This is a genomic window from Deltaproteobacteria bacterium (genome assembly GCA_016874775.1).
GTDB lineage: Bacteria > Desulfobacterota > Binatia > Bin18 > Bin18 > VGTJ01.
Window position 1 is genome coordinate 1 of sequence record VGTJ01000145.1, and the last position, 16,447, is coordinate 16,447.

The 16,447-nt window shown below is 55.9% G+C and carries 15 protein-coding genes; 11 read left to right on the forward strand and 4 right to left on the reverse strand.

Features of this window, described 5'->3' with window-relative positions; genetic code table 11:
• Window positions 1-123: 123 nt before the first annotated feature.
• Window positions 124-255, reverse strand: a complete 132-nt coding sequence (locus tag FJ147_21050) for a helix-turn-helix transcriptional regulator (protein MBM4258372.1) — start codon at window positions 253-255, stop codon at window positions 124-126.
• 105 nt (window positions 256-360) lie between these two features.
• Here FJ147_21050 and FJ147_21055 point away from each other — a divergent pair, with 105 nt between their 5' ends.
• Window positions 361-1,287, forward strand: a complete 927-nt coding sequence (locus FJ147_21055) for an alpha/beta hydrolase (GenBank protein MBM4258373.1) — start codon at window positions 361-363, stop codon at window positions 1,285-1,287.
• A 156-nt stretch (window positions 1,288-1,443) separates the two neighbouring features.
• Entirely contained in the window at window positions 1,444-1,641 is a 198-nt protein-coding gene (locus FJ147_21060) for a hypothetical protein (GenBank protein MBM4258374.1), read from the forward strand.
• Between the two features lie 65 nt (window positions 1,642-1,706).
• On the opposite strand, the gene FJ147_21065 is transcribed toward FJ147_21060, so the two are convergent.
• Window positions 1,707-1,949: a hypothetical protein gene (locus tag FJ147_21065; GenBank protein MBM4258375.1), complete on the reverse strand. Its 243-nt coding sequence runs from the start codon at window positions 1,947-1,949 to the stop codon at window positions 1,707-1,709.
• Between the two features lie 124 nt (window positions 1,950-2,073).
• Window positions 2,074-2,343 (reverse strand): hypothetical protein, encoded by a 270-nt coding sequence (locus tag FJ147_21070; protein MBM4258376.1) that lies wholly within the window; start codon window positions 2,341-2,343, stop codon window positions 2,074-2,076.
• A gap of 277 nt (window positions 2,344-2,620) precedes the next feature.
• Here FJ147_21070 and FJ147_21075 point away from each other — a divergent pair, with 277 nt between their 5' ends.
• From FJ147_21075 to FJ147_21085, 3 genes are read left to right on the forward strand one after another with little or no spacing between them, the layout of a single operon-like run.
• Window positions 2,621-3,613 (forward strand): NAD-dependent epimerase/dehydratase family protein, encoded by a 993-nt coding sequence (locus tag FJ147_21075; GenBank protein MBM4258377.1) that lies wholly within the window; start codon window positions 2,621-2,623, stop codon window positions 3,611-3,613.
• Window positions 3,614-3,636: 23 nt separating this feature from the next.
• Window positions 3,637-4,902: a glycosyltransferase gene (locus tag FJ147_21080; GenBank protein MBM4258378.1), complete on the forward strand. Its 1,266-nt coding sequence runs from the start codon at window positions 3,637-3,639 to the stop codon at window positions 4,900-4,902.
• An 18-nt stretch (window positions 4,903-4,920) separates the two neighbouring features.
• The gene (locus FJ147_21085; protein MBM4258379.1) at window positions 4,921-5,676 is read left to right on the forward strand and encodes a hypothetical protein; all 756 of its coding nucleotides are present in this window, start codon (window positions 4,921-4,923) and stop codon (window positions 5,674-5,676) included.
• Between the two features lie 370 nt (window positions 5,677-6,046).
• On the opposite strand, the gene FJ147_21090 is transcribed toward FJ147_21085, so the two are convergent.
• Window positions 6,047-6,913: a tetratricopeptide repeat protein gene (locus FJ147_21090; protein ID MBM4258380.1), complete on the reverse strand. Its 867-nt coding sequence runs from the start codon at window positions 6,911-6,913 to the stop codon at window positions 6,047-6,049.
• Between the two features lie 157 nt (window positions 6,914-7,070).
• On the opposite strand from FJ147_21090, the gene FJ147_21095 reads away from it, so the two are divergent.
• From FJ147_21095 to FJ147_21120, 6 genes are all read left to right on the forward strand, one after another.
• Window positions 7,071-7,304 carry a hypothetical protein gene (locus tag FJ147_21095; protein ID MBM4258381.1) on the forward strand — a complete coding sequence of 78 codons (234 nt, stop codon included), beginning with the start codon at window positions 7,071-7,073 and terminating at the stop codon, window positions 7,302-7,304.
• Window positions 7,305-7,686: 382 nt separating this feature from the next.
• On the forward strand, window positions 7,687-9,774 hold the full coding sequence (locus FJ147_21100; protein MBM4258382.1) for a polysaccharide biosynthesis tyrosine autokinase: 2,088 nt from the start codon (window positions 7,687-7,689) through the stop codon (window positions 9,772-9,774).
• A gap of 24 nt (window positions 9,775-9,798) precedes the next feature.
• A complete protein-coding gene (locus FJ147_21105) occupies window positions 9,799-10,320 on the forward strand; it encodes a hypothetical protein (protein MBM4258383.1) in 522 nt (173 codons plus the stop codon).
• 44 nt (window positions 10,321-10,364) lie between these two features.
• The gene (locus tag FJ147_21110; GenBank protein MBM4258384.1) at window positions 10,365-13,805 is read left to right on the forward strand and encodes a hypothetical protein; all 3,441 of its coding nucleotides are present in this window, start codon (window positions 10,365-10,367) and stop codon (window positions 13,803-13,805) included.
• A gap of 121 nt (window positions 13,806-13,926) precedes the next feature.
• The gene (locus FJ147_21115) at window positions 13,927-15,219 is read left to right on the forward strand and encodes a hypothetical protein (protein MBM4258385.1); all 1,293 of its coding nucleotides are present in this window, start codon (window positions 13,927-13,929) and stop codon (window positions 15,217-15,219) included.
• A gap of 178 nt (window positions 15,220-15,397) precedes the next feature.
• Window positions 15,398-16,336 (forward strand): hypothetical protein, encoded by a 939-nt coding sequence (locus tag FJ147_21120; protein MBM4258386.1) that lies wholly within the window; start codon window positions 15,398-15,400, stop codon window positions 16,334-16,336.
• The last annotated feature ends 111 nt before the right edge of the window (window positions 16,337-16,447 follow it).

A 16,447-nucleotide genomic window follows, 5' to 3' on the forward strand; every position in this document is an offset into this window, starting at 1 on the left:
TATGCTGAGCGCAGCTTTTTTATTCACCAATTGTTATTGGCACCAATGCCTGATCCGGCTTGGTCTGCATGCCCCCTAGTTCGCTCTCGCTGGCCTCTGTCAACAACGCCGATCGCTCACCGGTTACTCCGTGGCTTCATAGCGTTGTATCTGTTGTGGCTTAAGGCCCAGCGTGGTCGCCAAGTCCTCTTGACTCAGTCCACCGGCAATACGGGCTTGGATTAACGTCTTTGGAAGTTCTTCTAGCGATCCCAGCGCGACAACTTTATGCTTGCCCGACTTGAGCTGCTCGTATGCGGTTGTTTACGTGAGGGCTCGCATTTGGTACGTAACCTTTCGTGAATTGTGAGGAGTACATAAATGACGCGCGACATCAATCCATCGACCGCTACCTCAGAGCTTGATCAGCTGATAGCTCATGTACGGGCGATTTTTGACAGCTGGAATGCGGACACCACCATTGCGGAAATGCGAGCAGGCTGGGAAAGCCTATTCCACGGCACGAGGTCGGTGGTCGGAGCTGTATCAAAGAAGGTTGAGACGGCGGGCTTCAAGGGAGAATGGATCGTCGCGCCGGAGGCTGACGAAGATCGTGCCGTGGTGTACCTGCATGGCGGGGGATATGTGATCGGTTCAGTCGATTCCTATCGTGACATGTGTGAGCGCCTCTCCCGCGCCGCCAAGGCATGCGTACTGGCGGTGGACTATCGACTGGCGCCAGAGCATCCCTTTCCTGCGGCGGTGGAGGATGCCGTCAGTGCCTATCGTTGGGTGCTGGAGCGAGGGATCAAGGCCAACCGTGTCGCCATTGCCGGTGATTCCGCGGGCGGAGCCCTCACCTTGGCGGTTCTCTTCGTCATCAAGCAGGAAGGTGGTGCAATGCCCGCTTGCGCCGTGCCGATGTCGCCCTGGGTAGATTTGGAGCATACCGGCGCGACCATGCAGTCCATGGATGCGGTCGAGCCTATGTGCCACAAGGCGACCCTGGCAGGCTGTGCCAAGCTGTATCTCCCAACCGGCGACGTACGCAATCCGCTGGCCGCGCCGCTCTACGGGGACTTCGCGGGATTACCGCCACTCTTTGTGCCCGTCGGCGGCCATGAGACGTTGCTGGACGATGCTCGCCGCGTGACTGCGTTGGCAAAGGCTGCAGGTGTTCCAGTTGAGCTGAAAATCTATGATCGGCAAATCCATGTGTTTCAGATTTTTGCCGCCAGGATGCATGAAGCGCAACAGGGCATCGACGATATCGGTCGGTTCATCCTGGACCATACGAGAACACGCTGAGTTCTGGGTGGCGGACAAGCTGTGACGTCAGGGATCATCCGAGCACTGTAGTGAGAGGGAGGTCGTCCGCCAAGATGCCCGCTCGGTGCAGTATCTGCACCTCTCCTGGCATTCTTTCTCTTCAAGATGGTGGACGATGGCTTTCTTCGGAAAGAAATGGTGTCGCCACTCCCGCGGGAACTGGCAGAGCACTATACCCTTTACGTGATCTATAGCGGACTTGGTCGCCTTGAAGACAAGCATACTCGTCAGAATATCTTCTGGTACGACTGGGATAGTGGGCCGGATGTTGACAGTATTGAGAGAACAGCGAATGGAGAATGGGTAGTGACTTTCTCGCTCCGTGCCAGATAATCGGCGCCGGGTGCCACGGGCAACTGGTTTGCCAGTGCGTATTCTCACTCTCTGTTTCTTTGTATTCACGGCAGCGGTTCGATGGTCACCGCTCCGCCGTCAATGACCTCAAGGCAGACACGAGAACCGCGTAGGTGGGCCATACCGAGGAGCGGCGAGCCGTCGACCGCCAGCACGATGCCGTGCCGAAGTTGCCCTTCCCACAGCACCGCGCCCGCGCACATATCAAACTCCGCTGCACTGCCATTGCCCAACTGTGCATCAATCAAGCCTTGGTAGGGAAAGCCCAGTTTGGCAATCTGGGGCACGGCAGGGTAAGAAACCCCGTAAAGCCTGTGTCGATAACTGCTTCAAGCGTCTCATCCTGTCCCTACGTGCCATGTACCACAATAGGAATGGTCGCGTAGCGTCCGGCCACAACATACCCCGTGATCATGAGCGGGGCTCCAGTCCCGCGCCGCCGAGCTGATAGGCCGTACGGGAACCAATGCGCACCATATAGAGGGCGGCCTCGGGATGTTTGGCTTGCCCTCGTTTGAGAGCAGCCAATTCTTCGCTGTCGATTTCGTACTCGCCCGTCTCAATATCAATAACCAAGAACTTGCCAATGTTCCCTGGCGTCACTTGCGCACAGAGCTGCTCATCAAAGAGCTTGCGTCCGCGTTCAGCGATCTCGTGACTACTGTATCTGGGGTGAGGTATCGTGAGACTCTCCTTTCCTCATCAGTCGTGCGTTCGACAGGCAAGCGTTTCTCAACAGGCACATGTCGCACGAAAGCCACGTTGTGCCTCTCCACTTGTTTGCAGTCGTCACTCCTTATCGCGCCGGGGAAGTCGCAACACCGTCTCTACTCTCCCGATCTTTGTGGCAAATGAGCTACACTCTCGCTATGTGATCGATGTCATGAATCGACTTCAGGCGTCGTCTCTGCTCGCCCCCTTGACACTCTCGGGTTCCGCCTTTAGGGGGAAGGGCTCAATGCGTATTCTCGTAACTGGTGCAACAGGATTTGTCGGTGGTGCGGTGACTCGCGCGTTGGTGAATGCAGGCCACGAGGTGCGTGTGCTGGTGCGACGCCACAGTGACCGCAGGAACATTCGTGACCTGCCGATCGAAATCTATCATGGCGATGTGTGTGACCTTGACTCAGTGCGGCGGGCGACGGCGGGGTGTGCGCAGGTGTATCATGTAGCCGCGCTCTACAAGTTGTGGGTTCGTTACAAGGCAGAGATGTATGCTAGCAACGTGACCGGGACCGAGAATATCTTTCTCGCTGCGCGTGAGAATAGTGTCGAGAAAGTTGTCTACACGAGTTCCGTCGCCACGCTCGGCATTCCGAATGACGGAACCCCAGGGACAGAGGAAACTCCAGTGTCCCTTCCTGACATGGTTGGCCATTACAAGCGCAGTAAGTTCCTCGCTGAACAAGTTGCTTTGCGCTATGCACAGGAAGGACTGCCGGTCGTTATTGTGAATCCTAGCACCCCTGTCGGTGTTGCCGACTTAAAGCCTACTCCGACTGGTCAAGTGATCGTTGATTTTCTCAACGGCCGTATGCCCGGCTATATCGATACCGGTTTGAACGTGATTGATGTCGAAGATGTTGCCGCCGGTCACCTCCTGGCTGCGGAAAAAGGTCGAGTCGGCGAAAAGTATATTCTTGGCAACCAAAACCTTACGTTGCAGCAGATTCTCGAAATATTGGCAGAGTTGACACGCTTGCCCGCACCGCAGTTTCGCGTACCCTATGCGCTTGCGCTTGGGGTTGCCTATGCTGATGCAACGCTCGCTCGTCTTATTCCTCGCCGTGAACCACAAGTGCCGCCGGTCGGCGTCAAGCTGAGTAAAAAGAAAATGTTCTTTGATGCCACGAAAGCCATTCATGACCTGGGGTTGCCGCAAACGCCAGTGCGCGAAGCGCTGCGTAAAGCTGTGGTGTGGTTCATCGACAACGGCTACGTAACGCAGTAGCGGATGGATAGTGGGAGCAGCGGGTGAGTGTCTTAGCTTTCCTCGGCGTTCTTTCACTCTTGAGCTGGCTTGGTGTTGCACTGCATCCGGCGCGACCGTGGGATTTCCAACCTGTGGGAGACGATGACGCGATCCCGCCGCCACCGCCACAGTGGCCGCAGGTCACGATTCTCGTTCCTGCGCGCAACGAAAGTGACTCACTTCCACGTACGCTCCCAGCGTTGCTGCTCCAAGATTATCCTGGCCCATTTCATGTGATTGTCATCGACGATCGTTCGGATGATGGGACTGCTGTAGTCGCAAAGCAGATTGCTGCGCAGGTGCAAGCGAGCGACCGCCTCACGGCGATTGGCGGTGCGCCGTTACCGCAAGGATGGGTAGGGAAGGTGTGGGCATTAGAACAAGGTGCCGCGCATTGTGGACTGCAGACTGCGGATGACGGATCGACGGAGAGTCCCCGCTCCTCTTTACTAAGTGGTCAATCGCACGCTCTCCCACCTAAGTATTTTCTGCTGACCGATGCTGACATTCACCATGCACCATGTTCCTTGCGACGGCTGGTGACTGAAAGTGAACGTTCCCACCTTGCCCTCAATAGCCGTATGGCTCGGTTACGTTGCCTTTCAGCCGCGGAACGGTTGCTCATTCCCCCGTTCGTGTTCTTTTTCAATTTGCTGTATCCCATGCGCCAAGTGAATGATCGACAAAGTACGCTCGCTGCTGCCGCCGGAGGCTGTGTGTTACTGGAGACGGCAGATCTTCGCCGTGCAGGTGGCTTTGCGTGTATCAAAGATCGCATCATTGATGATGTGAGTTTAGCCAGAGCTGTCAAAGGAACAGATGCGCCGATTCAACTGGCTTTGAGTCGTACGGAAGTTGAAAGCCTACGTGTCTATGATGCTCTCGACACAATTTGGGTGATGGTACGCCGCACTGCGTTTACTGAACTGCGGTATTCGTGGTTGCGCTTAGGTGGCACTGTGGTTGGTATGGGGTTGATGTTTTTGCTCCCCCCATTTCTGGCAGTGTGGGGAATGATGGGATGGCTTTTCGTAACCGGGAATATAGGGATGATGACCGCCTCTTCATCGCCACTCTTCTTGATGCTGAGCGGGGTGAGTGCATGGGCGGTCGCTGCATTCGTCTATCGACCAGCGATCCGATTTTTCGGACTTCCTCCTGTGCGTATATGGACGTTACCGCTGGCTGGTTTGCTGTATGGCGCGATGACGGTTGATTCTGCGTGGCGGTATATAACTGGCAGACGCATTGGGTGGCGAGATCATTGAGTCGGAGAGAAGACGGAGATGACAGCAAAGAGCGCTCCCGTGGGAATTTTTACGGCACTTGCCTGGGAAAGTGCTGCTGTCCGCGCTGTCCTGCAACAAGTGCGGCGTGAGGAGGAGCGCGTCTGGCGTGGAGTTGCTGGAAAGACAGAAGTGGTGGTGGTGACTGGTGGTATCGGCCCTCGCCGAACACAACGCACCGTCGACCGATTTGCCACAACTCCGTTCTCGGCCGTGCTGTCAGTCGGATGTGCTGGTGCACTTGTGCCTGGACTGTCGTGTGGTCAACTGGTACTGGCTCCGCATGTGGCGATGGCAGACCCCGCTGAAGAGACCCATGTGGCTCAGTATCCGGTTGATGCCCAGTTACTGGCTCAGGCACGTACTGCTGCTCAAGCGGTCGGGGTGCCCGCTGCTGATGGTCCGCTGTTTACCAGCCCCAAAGTGCTGTTCACCCCGGAAGAGAAGCTTCAACGTGGCCAGGAAACTGGTGCGATTGCGGTAGAAATGGAAAGTGGTGTACATGCGGCTTTTGCTGCCGCGCGCGGGCTGCCGTTTTTGACGCTGCGTGTCATTCTCGATGGATCTGATATGCGGTTGCCCATGATCAAGGGACTGACAACGCCCGAAGGCGAAGTCCGACCACTCAAGGCGGCACTTCACGTTGCTACGCATCCGCACCACTTACCGGCACTTTTGGCACTGAAACGCGCCCGGGCGACGGCAGCCGATGCGCTTCGTCGCCTTTGTCACTCCATGTTATATGCTCACTGGTAACCCTGCTGGCGGAGCTGACTAACAGAATAGCGACTTCGCTGCTTGCAGGAGTGGCGAGAGATGCGTGGGAGCGGCCTCCGCTGTGATACGGGTAGACATTCCGTGACTAACAAAACCCGCGGGTTTTTCGTCTCAAGGTTTCTGGAGCGACTCCGATATGTGTATCAAGCGCGGCGAGGGACAGCGCAACGGAGAGTGAAATAGCGCTGCTTATACCTGTTCTTCCTCCTGACCTGCTCTCCTCCTGACCTCCACTTCCTCCTGATCGCCGCGCCACTACACTCATCCATCCGTCCTCACCACGATCCTCGCAAACGGAACACCGGCACGCAGCGATCAGCGTTCAGTCAAAACAGCATTCAGCGCCCCCTCATTTCTTTTTTCCTGCCGTTGGGGTGGCGTAGAGTTCGGCTTCGAGTTTTTTCTGGAGCGTATAGGCTGGTTGCGCTTTGTCGCGATGCCCGGCGCGCAAATAGAAGCGGATTGCCTGTTTCAGCGAACTAATGGCTTGTTCGCGCTGGCCTAACTCACTGTAGGCAACACCTAAGCCGTGATGACCTGCAGGATCTTCCGGGTTCAGGCGCAGAACTTCCTGGTATTCTCGTACGGCGTCGTCATGTTTCCCTTGGTTGGTATATACGCTCGCGAGGCGCGTATGCGCCTGGCTATGGTTGGCATCGAGTTTTATTGCTTCTTGATAGGAGGTGACAGCAGAGTCGAGTTGCCTCTGCTGTTCATATTCTTGGCCCAATTCGAAATGTGTCCCTGCCGAAGTAGGATCGTACGTCAAGGCTTGCTGTAGGGCTTGTATCGCTTCAGCAGATTGTTTGTTCAGTCGAAATCCGACACCCCGGTTCATGTAGTATCCAGCAAGCGCCCGCTTGGCTTCGGCCATGCCAGGATTGGCCTGCAAAGCTGCCTGATAGGACTTGAGAGCCGAATCGATTGATCCGAGTCGTTCGCTGACCCGCCCGAGGCGATAATTGCCTTCTGCGTGCTGCGGCTCGTACTTCAGGAGTTCAGAGTAGGTAGAAAAGGCTTCACTCCACTTTTGCTCATTTTCGTACTGTTGTCCTTGCGCCAACAACGCAGCAGTATCAACCGCTGGGCAGAGGGTGGCACGAAACAAGACCCCACAGGCAAAAACGACGCAGAGTAGTTTCTTCACAGCAACCTCCATGCGAGACGCCTTTTGTGGATGGTAGAGCGTCTTCTTCTGTACAGCACCTATCAACATGATCTTCCTGTGATTGTTGCGATCCGTATCGCGTCGTCACCTTGAGGAAGACGCGCCACGCCAGTATTGCAGTCTTTAGCGTATGGTTCGAGCCCTCTAGGCGGTGGTACGGTTGTCGGCTAATATTGTCCGCCATCAAGGATCGCGAGGAGAGGAAATGGAGGACGTCATGGCTTCATGTGACCATCTATGCAACGTAGAAGAGCAGCTGCGTGAACTCCTCTCGGTTGTCAACGACCACCTGAAGTTGCACGAGCCCGAAGAGGAAGCCTATGGGTCTCTGCTCGCGGTGGCGTATCACGTGAACGAAGCCTTACACGAACTTAGTTTCCTTCTTGATCAAGCGGAAGACGAAGATGCGGTTCACCCACCCAAAGAGGTTGGCCACTAAGCACGGTACCTGACGAAGAATTCACTATCCCTCGAAGCTTCTGTCATTTTGATAGGCCTTTTTGCCCCCCCCGGCACCTCTATCTTTTGCAGGATTGTCAAAATTTCTCGCCCTGCATTGGCATTATCAACCTTGTGCTGACGTCGCCCTAGCGTGTCCCGCGAATTATCACCTGGGAGCTCGGAAGACGTGGGTAGTCGTACGGACAAGGGAAGGGTGTGGCATGCTGAGAAACCTGAGCGGTATCCCGTTCTTTGTATAGGAGCTGTCATATGGCGACAGGATCTTCCGCTGTCATCCGAAGGGAGTATACATCGTGAAAGGCCCGCTTTCTCCACATCTCCGTCCTCAACATCTTCGTTCTGGGAAAGAGATACCTGCTGTGGAGACGACTCCACAGATACCCCGACGAGAAAAGGTCACGCGTGAGCATTGGTGGCGACGCTGGCGGTTAGGCAAGAAATCTATCTGGCTGAGTGTGCTCTTCTTGGTGAGTCTGGCACTGGCGGCACTTCATCTCGCATATACGGAGGTGCCGATGTACAGAGCAGAAGCAACCTTGCTCATTGGTACCCAGCAGGGGAGCCTCTCAGGGAGTGAACACCTGCCAGGTCGGAGCAGTTCTGGGCTCGGAGCGAATGACGACAAAACCCAATACGAACTGCTGAAAAGCCACAGCCTCGTCAGTCGCATCCTCCGTGAACAGAAGCTGTCGTCTTCGTCATTACCCGCGAATAGTAATCAGAGCCCGCAGCCGCAACCGCGAGGGATGGGGAATGCAATAGACGCTCCTCCTGACATCAAGCTTCGCGCCATCGAAGAGTATCTGACGAACCTTGAGGTCCTTCCTATTGCTGAGACCCGTCTCGTAAAAGTCGCGTATCGTGCGACCAACCCGCAACTCGCAGCGCGGCTTGCCAATCTGCACGTCGAAGCCTATCTCCAGCAAAATCAAGAACAACGACAATCCCAGCAAGGCCGGATTGCCAGTGTGACGTTAGTTGATAAAGCCATTCCGCCCGTACAACCTACCAGATCACGTACCCATTTCTTGTTGTTTGGTGGTGGCGTGGCTGGTTTGCTGCTTGGAGGAGGGCTTCTCGTTTGGTCACGCCGCAGTGATGCAACCGTGCGAACGCCTGCTGACGTTTCGCGTTATTTGAAACTGGCAAGCTTGGGGGCAGTGCCCGACTTTTCGAGTGAAGTGCTGCGGAGAGAAGGGTCAATGCCGGTGCCACCACAGTTCGAGACCTTTCCTGGTGTGTTCTCTAAAGAATTGTTGCTTGGGTATCATCCGCTTTCGTTGATCCCAGAGGCATATCGCAACTTACGAGCGGAGTTGTTGTTATCTCGTTCAGCGGGACCGCCACGAAGTCTGCTGGTGACGAGTGCGATGAGTGGAGAAGGAAAGACGTTGACGGCGTTGAATACGGCGATTGCCCTTGCGCAAATGGGAGCGCGGGTCCTGCTGATCGATGCTGACCTTCGTCATCCTCACTGTCATGCGGTCTTGAAGATGGCCAAGGGGCTGGGACTCACTGAGTTTCTCACTGGTCAATGTGATCTTGCAGAAGTGATACAAACCACACGCGTTGATCGCCTCTTCTTTGTGAGTGGTGGTGCGTGTCCTCCAAATCCAGCGGAGCTGCTGGGCGCGAAAAAAATGCACGCAGCGATTTCCTTCCTCAGCAACCTCTATGATTACATCGTGATCGACTCTCCTCCGCTTGGTCTTGTCAGCGACGCACTGCTGCTTTCCTCCCGAGTTGATGGAGTGATGGTGGTGGTGAACGGTCAGACGACGCATTATAAAGTTGTACAAGAGGCCGTCGCTCGTCTCGACCGTGCTCGTGCCAAAGTGTTGGGGGTCGTGTTAAACAAGGTCGATGCGCACAGCCGAGAGTATGCGGAATATGGTCGCCGCTATCGTGCCTATTATCGTCAACCCAGTGTACAAGAAGAACCCGTGACGGTAGTCGACACCAAAAAACGCAGTAAGAAGGGGACACCGGGGCGCACATCGGCTGGAAAGACGAATCGAAAGAGCACCGCAAAGGTCGCGAAGAGTACGGAAGCCCCGCTCCTTGGCGTTGCTGCCAGTCACGTCCCGACCGATCCAACCACGGTGACCACGGCTGTGACAGAAGAGCCGCGAGAGCCCGTCTGGTCCGCTCAACACGCTACCGATCCGCAGGGTGCGGAACCTAAGCATGGTGTGGAAAATAGTGCTCCGCTTGAAGTTGAAGGACCACCACCTCAAGATGTGACTCTGACCGTCCCTGTTCCAGACGACGGCGGAGAATCTCAACCGAGTGAAGGTGACGAGGACACCATGCTGGCTTTAGGGATTGCTGACGACACCAATGACAATTTTCCCTATGTGGATGATGACGCCGACGGCTCTCGTGCCGATGAGGCGCATCGGGAGATCTCCGCCGCGACAAACCTGGATCGCACGCAGTCAACCTAAGTATGGAGACACAGCGAACGTAGCATGCCGCGGCGATTAGTACAGGCAGAGATAGATTTCCTCGCTCGCTATTTTGGTGAGTCACTAGACACCGACACTATTCGTGTCGCTGCCACGCGTGGCCGCCGTGCCTACTCCATCCGAGGAAGTCACATTCGGTTACCTCGACCATGTTTTGCTGATCGCGATACCATCGCAGCGGTTGATCTCATGAACCCGTGGGCCGCGGCAACCCTTGCACATGAGGCGACGCATGTCTGGCAGCGCCAACGTGGTGTGTGGGTAACTCTGAAGGGCGCATGGTTACAACTGGGGGATCAATGTGGTCGCGATCCCTACGCGTATAATCGTGAGGAGTCGAATCCTACACGAATGTTTCTCCAGTTCTTCCACGGCAATATCGAGCGACAGGGGCAGATCGTTGAAGACCTGGTGTTTGCGGATCAGACCGGTCAAGAGGCGCCTCAATTCAGCGAAATTCATGCCTACCTCTTGAGTGCTGCATTCAGGCAGGCTGTCCCGCCCACTCTGGCCACAGAGTCATAAAAAGTGATAAACTCACCCCTCTGGGTCTTGGGGGTGACAGAAACATGAGTCATGGGCCTTCGTCCCTTGATACGGCCAACGTATTGGGGACACCAGCGGACGTGTTTGTTGGGCGAGCACGAGAGATGGAGTGGCTACAGTCGTGTTTTCATGAGGCGACCGCTGGCAATGGTCGTATTGCCCTGTTGGTCGGAGAGGCTGGCATTGGCAAAACGCGGGTCGCGAACGAATTTGCCACTTATGCACGCAGTCGCAATGCCTCAGTCTTGATCGGCCAGTGTTCAGAGAGCGAAGGGACGCCTCCCTTTTGGCCGTGGGTGCAAATCGTCCGAGCGACACTTCCTCCGCATCAACGGACTTCTTCGGCTTCAGCGCATGGAGGAGAACGCGCAACGGAAATCGTTCGCATTCTTCCTGAACTCCACAAGCACTTTCCTCCACACCCGGCTGAGGTGCATCCCTTCTCTGAGGATGCGCGAGGCCCTTTCTTTGACAGTTTTACCGAGATGCTCACGCAAAGTGCTATGGCTCGGCCCGTTGTCCTCATTCTCGATGATTTACAATGGGCTGATGCCTCTTCGTTGCTCCTCTTGCAATGGGTTGCCCGTGCGCTACCTCGCGTACCGGTCTTTCTGCTTGGTACGTATCGCGAGGCGGGGATTGAAGCAGACCACCCGCTCAGCGCCACGTTGGCGGAACTGGCACGCGTTCCACACAGCCAACGCATCCCATTAGCGGGGCTCTCACAGAGTGACGTGTCTGCTCTGGTTGAAGCATACGTGGGAACGCCACTCGCGAGAAGCGGGGTCACCGCAGTGTATCAGCAGACCGAGGGGAATCCATTCTTTATCCATGAAATGGTGCAGACTCTTCTGGAGGACGGCACGTTCACCGAGCAGACAGATGTGGTTCTGACTCCATTGCCGCTCCCACAGCGAGTCCGTGAGGTCCTACGCGTGCAGTTTCGCCGCTTATCGAAGAACTGCATGCGAAGTCTGACCCTCGCTTCTGTCATTGGACGAGAATTTCATCTGAAAGTGTTACAGATGCTGTTGCGACAAGCGACTCCTCCGCTTGCACTCTCAGCTTTGCGGCACACATTGGATGAAGCGATCGTTGCTGGAGTGCTCGACACCGTGCCGCATCACCTCGGACTGTTCCGCTTTTCCCATCCGTTGATGCGAGAAACCTTCTATGAATCATTGCCCCCGGTGCAGCGGCGCCACGTGCACGGTCAGGTCGGAGCGATTATCGAGCACCAAGTACGCGCTGATACCACGCCACATCTCGCAGCGCTCGCTCACCACTTCTTAGCCGCAGCCCATGTTGGAACACAGGTGCGAAAAGCGATTGCCTACGCGCAACAGGCCGGTGAGCGTGCGATGGCAGTCTATGCCTACGAGGCTGCAGTGAATTATTACCAACAGGCGCTGCAAGCGGTTGATCTGCAGTCGCGTCATACGATGCTACGTGGAGAGTTACTGTTGGCAATGGGCGAAGCGCAACAACGAGCTGGCGAGCCGGAGCGGGCACGGGTGACGTTACAACAGGCGGCACTGCAAGCGAGGCAGCAGTACTCCCGCAACCCACGTGCGGCTGCCTCGCTCCTCGCACGTGTGGCGATTGGTATGCCCTCGGGTTTTACCGGTACCGCTGCCGGGAGTGTCGACCCCGCCGTGGTCTCGCTCTTACAGGATGCATTGAAACTCCTTCCGCAAAGAGCCATCGCTTTACGGGCACAAGTGCTTGCGCGCCTGGCCATCGAGCTCTACTGGGCGCAGGATCATGACCAGCGTCACGCCCTTAGTGCACAAGCAGTGACTCTTGCGCGTCGCGGTAAAGACGCTGCCATTCTCGTTCGTGCGCTCCATGCCCGTTACATCGCACTGTGGGGGCCAGAATACCTCGATGATCGCTTGGCAGTGACGGCGGAACTGGTGTCTATTGCTGAAGCAACAGGAGATCGCGAACTCATTGTGCGTAGCCTCGTGTGGCGGATCGTTGACCTGCTAGAGGTCGGAGATATCGACCAGGTCGATCGCGAACTGATTCGCTACACTACCCACGCAGAAGTATTGCGACAACCACTGTACCTGTGGTTTTTAGGGTTGTGGCGCGCACTGCGAGCGGGGCTGGTTGGACACCTCAGTGAAGCCGAACAACTCGCGCAGCAAGCCTATGCCATTGGTCAACGGGTACGACCGACAGATGCGCAGCAGTGTTTGATTGCCCAGATCCTCAGTTTCCGTAATGGACGCGAGCGCATTGATCTCGAAGCGCCGACGCTAGATTTAGCGCAGCAGTTCACGGCCATCCCAGCCTGGCGGTGTGTCCTCACGGTCTTGTATGCGGACCGTGGGCGAGTCGAAGATGCGCGGCGGGAGCTGGACTTCCTCGCGCAGAACGAATTTGCTGTGATCCCGAAGAATACCGACTGGTTGATCGCACTCGGCATGCTCGCCGATGCGTGTGCAACATTAGGTGACCAACCTCATGCTGCCGCGCTGTATCAACTCCTACTGCCGTACGCTGGGCGTTGCATCGTGGTTGGGCCCGGCGCAGTCCAACAAGGGTCGGTGGCTCGTTCGTTAGGGTTACTGGCGGCGACCCTTGGGCAGTGGGACGCGGCGCAAGCGCATTTTGCCGCAGCATTGCAGATGAACACGCATCTTGGTGCTCGACCGCTTGTTGCTCTCACGCAGTGTGAATATGCGCGCATGCTATTAGATTGGGGGCAACAAGAAGGACAACCTCGTGCGCTCGCACTCCTCGACGAGGCCGCTCGTATGGCTGAGGAGTTGGAGATGCATGACTTGATAGACAAGATTGTCCGGCAACAACAACGAGTCTCTAGCAGTGATCCGCTGACACCATCGGAAACCGTGCAAAACTCCGCGCAAGCCACCGCGGCTGTGACGAGCAGCTCAGTTCACAGGGATGCCTCATTTTTGCGTCAAGAAGGAGAATTCTGGTCGTTTGGCTATCAGGGGACAGTATGTCGGGTAAAGAACACGCGTGGGGTGCGTTTTCTTGCGCAACTGCTCAGTCACCCTAGCCAGGAATTTCTCGCCCTGGAGTTGGTTACCGTACGGTCTGGTAAAGACCACGTTCCGCTCGTCGAGGGTGATTCCTCACTCGATGAGACAGCGAAAGTGAACTACCGCCAGCGTCTGCGTGAACTGCAAGGGGAACTTGGTGAAGCCGAGCAGCATCACGACCTTGGTCGTGTGACGCTCCTCCGCCGCGAACAGGAGCTGCTTTCTCAAGAACTGGGACGAGCGGTTGGTTTGTACCACCGTGATCGTCAATCCAACTCACCGATAGAGCGGGCACGAATCAATGTGACCCGCGCAATCAAAGAAGTGATCAGCAAAATTCACCCTCACCATCCCTCACTCGCAGACCATCTCCGTCATACCATCAAGACTGGCACTTTCTGTGCCTACGTGCCCGACCCACGCGTTCCTATCACCTGGGCACGCTAACATTTCCCTTTGCTCCGCGATTTTTTGCCAATAGGAACAATTGTTCCACCTTTTGTTACGCCTATAGAGTACACGCTGTGTGCTTTGGCAGCGGGAAAGAACAGAAGGAGGAACACGGCCAATGGCCTATCGACGTTTATGGAACTTCGCACGGTGTCTCACGATTGCGACCGTGGGCGTAATTGGAGGACTGGTACCCTCAGCGCAGGCGGCGGATCTCACTGCGTCGAGTCTTTTTCCCATTATCAGCTTTGACGATACCGATCTGGCTGGAATCGAGTGGCAGATTGTGACCAATTCGCCCAATATCAATACGCAACGCTGGCAGTTAAGTGACCTCAAGAATACCTCCACCGTGCTTGATTTCACCTCGGCGTTGAACAATGCCGACAAGAGTATGGTGGTCGATGCCATCGGCAATATGTCGTTGGCGAACGGAAGAGTCTTTATCAATCGCAATAATGGCAATGTTGGGATTGGCACGACAACTCCTGTTAGCGATATCGAAATTGACTCTGTCACTCCTAGCTTGCGTTTCCTCGATATTAGTGCTCCACCCGGCAAAGGTGAATGGCGCTTACGTGTGGACTCAAATTTCCATGTCGACGATATTTCAAATGGGACGAATCCACTCAGGATATTACCAGGGGTTCCCACGAACACGTTGGTCGTGAACAAAGACCCGAACACCCTAATTGGTCAGGTGGGGATTGGGACGGCGACCCCAGGCGGGAATCTGCATATCTTTGGGGCTCCGACTGCCGATGTTTTCAATGCGATCGGGCTTGATCCCTCTGCCAATGGCAACGCCTTCAACTTCGGCTATTCTGGTGCTTCGTTTGGTTTGGGTTCAGGCTTCTTCAATGTCCGCCCTGCAGCCGGGGCGACTGCGCCCAATCCCTCCCTGCGTTTCGCCACCGGCAATACCCAACGCATGATCATTGATAATCTCGGCAATGTCGGTATCGGTCAGTTCGGCGCTAGTCCTGGGAATCCGGGGACGGCTCCACTCGCCAAACTCCATGTGCAAGGCAACATCCGCGCGGATGGCGTCTTCATCTCCAACGGCACCCAACTCAACGTGCCGGACTATGTGTTTGCGGCCGACTATAAGCTGCGCCCGCTCTCTGAGGTAGCGGCGTACATCAAACAAGAACAGCATTTACCGGAGATTCCCTCAGCAGCAGCCATCAAGCAACAGGGAGTGAACTTGAGTGAGATGCAGATGCAGTTACTCAAGAAGATCGAAGAGCTGACGCTGTATACGATTCAGCAAGAGCAGACCATTCAAGCGCAAGCGGCACTCAACCAGTGTCAGGAACAAGTTAATCAGCAGCAGGAGCAAACCATTGGTGAGTTACGCCGTCGGCTCGATGCGCTGGAACAGCAAGCGACAGCGGTTTCAATTGAATGAGCAGACGTATGGACGTAGGCCGGGATAAGGCCACAGGCCGTTCCCGGCACGCATGAAGCCGGAAACGCTTCGCTTATTCCGGCCTACCTTCCGCCTCTCGTCAAGCAAAGGCAAACCGCTGTAAACGTCCCGACACGCTTCGATAACAGATTCACGCAACATAAAGAAAGGACAAATTATGCGACAGAGTCTTGGTAGCCAGGTAGCGATGTTGATCACAGTGAGTGCAGTGTTTTTCAGTCTGCCTGCACGGAGCTGGAGCCAAACGACAGAACCCCCAGCGCTCGTGCGGATCACACCGAGTCTGGTGCATATCGAGCCAGGCAAGGTGCCGCACGTGGTGGCAATGACGGTGAAGATCGTTGATCCGGCCGATCACTTCGTAGTAGACACCCATACGAAGGGCGAGCCAGTGCAATGGTTACCGCATACGGCGAAAGTAGACGGCTACTATCGTTATGAAGTGTGGGTGACGTGGCAGGAGCCGACTGGCGGGACCGCGTCATCGTCGACAGAGAAGGGCGAACAGGCTGGACGCCGTAGTGACCGGGTGTGGGGTGGGTTTACCGTGCAGAGTGGGGTGATTACGCTACCGGCAGAGGAGCCGTCTGCAGGGGTAGAGCTGCCCACGGGTGCGACGGTGCGTCACAACCTGACTCAACTTGGGCAGGCATTCTTCGACTGGCTGACACCGTCAGCCCACGCGGCCGATCTCACGGCCAGTGGGACAGTTCCTAGTGTCCTCTTTGATGCCGAATTGGTGGGCAGTGCCAATAGTATCGAGTGGCGGGCCTCATTATACACCACTGGCGGTGGCGCAGTAGCCAGCTGGGAGTTAGTTGATCGGCAGGGTGGCATCCGTAGCGTGATTGACCTCCGCGGTTCAGCTAACAATCTCAACAGTATCGTCGTCGATGCCAACGGGGATATGTCGCTTGCGAGCGGAAAAGTCTTTATCGATCGCAGTGACGGCAATGTTGGGATTGGAACGACAACCCCTGTGGATGATTTCCACATTGTATCAAGCGCCCCATCAATACGCCTTACCGACACTAATGCTTTGCCAGGCGGGGTATCGTGGCAATTGAGCGCGGCGACCAATTTCATTCCTAGCTGAAACCACGGCCGCTGGCCGTGCGACCCGAAAAGCTTCGGAGCGATCCGGCGTGCAGGCCCGTCACGCACCCCATAGGTTCTCCTCCCAGGAAGGTCCGCTGGGGCAGGAAGG

Excerpts from the sequence above, each read along its gene's own strand:
- FJ147_21090 (MBM4258380.1), bottom strand. The coding sequence starts at position 6,913 with ATGTTGATAGGTGCTGTACAGAAGAAGACGCTCTACCATCCACAAAAG.
- FJ147_21105 (MBM4258383.1), top strand. The coding sequence starts at position 9,799 with ATGCCGCGGCGATTAGTACAGGCAGAGATAGATTTCCTCGCTCGCTAT.
- FJ147_21120 (MBM4258386.1), top strand. The coding sequence starts at position 15,398 with ATGCGACAGAGTCTTGGTAGCCAGGTAGCGATGTTGATCACAGTGAGT.
- FJ147_21075 (MBM4258377.1), top strand. The coding sequence starts at position 2,621 with ATGCGTATTCTCGTAACTGGTGCAACAGGATTTGTCGGTGGTGCGGTG.
- FJ147_21110 (MBM4258384.1), top strand. The coding sequence starts at position 10,365 with ATGAGTCATGGGCCTTCGTCCCTTGATACGGCCAACGTATTGGGGACA.
- FJ147_21095 (MBM4258381.1), top strand. The coding sequence starts at position 7,071 with ATGGAGGACGTCATGGCTTCATGTGACCATCTATGCAACGTAGAAGAG.
- FJ147_21115 (MBM4258385.1), top strand. The coding sequence starts at position 13,927 with ATGGCCTATCGACGTTTATGGAACTTCGCACGGTGTCTCACGATTGCG.
- FJ147_21060 (MBM4258374.1), top strand. The coding sequence starts at position 1,444 with ATGGTGTCGCCACTCCCGCGGGAACTGGCAGAGCACTATACCCTTTAC.
- FJ147_21085 (MBM4258379.1), top strand. The coding sequence starts at position 4,921 with ATGACAGCAAAGAGCGCTCCCGTGGGAATTTTTACGGCACTTGCCTGG.
- FJ147_21055 (MBM4258373.1), top strand. The coding sequence starts at position 361 with ATGACGCGCGACATCAATCCATCGACCGCTACCTCAGAGCTTGATCAG.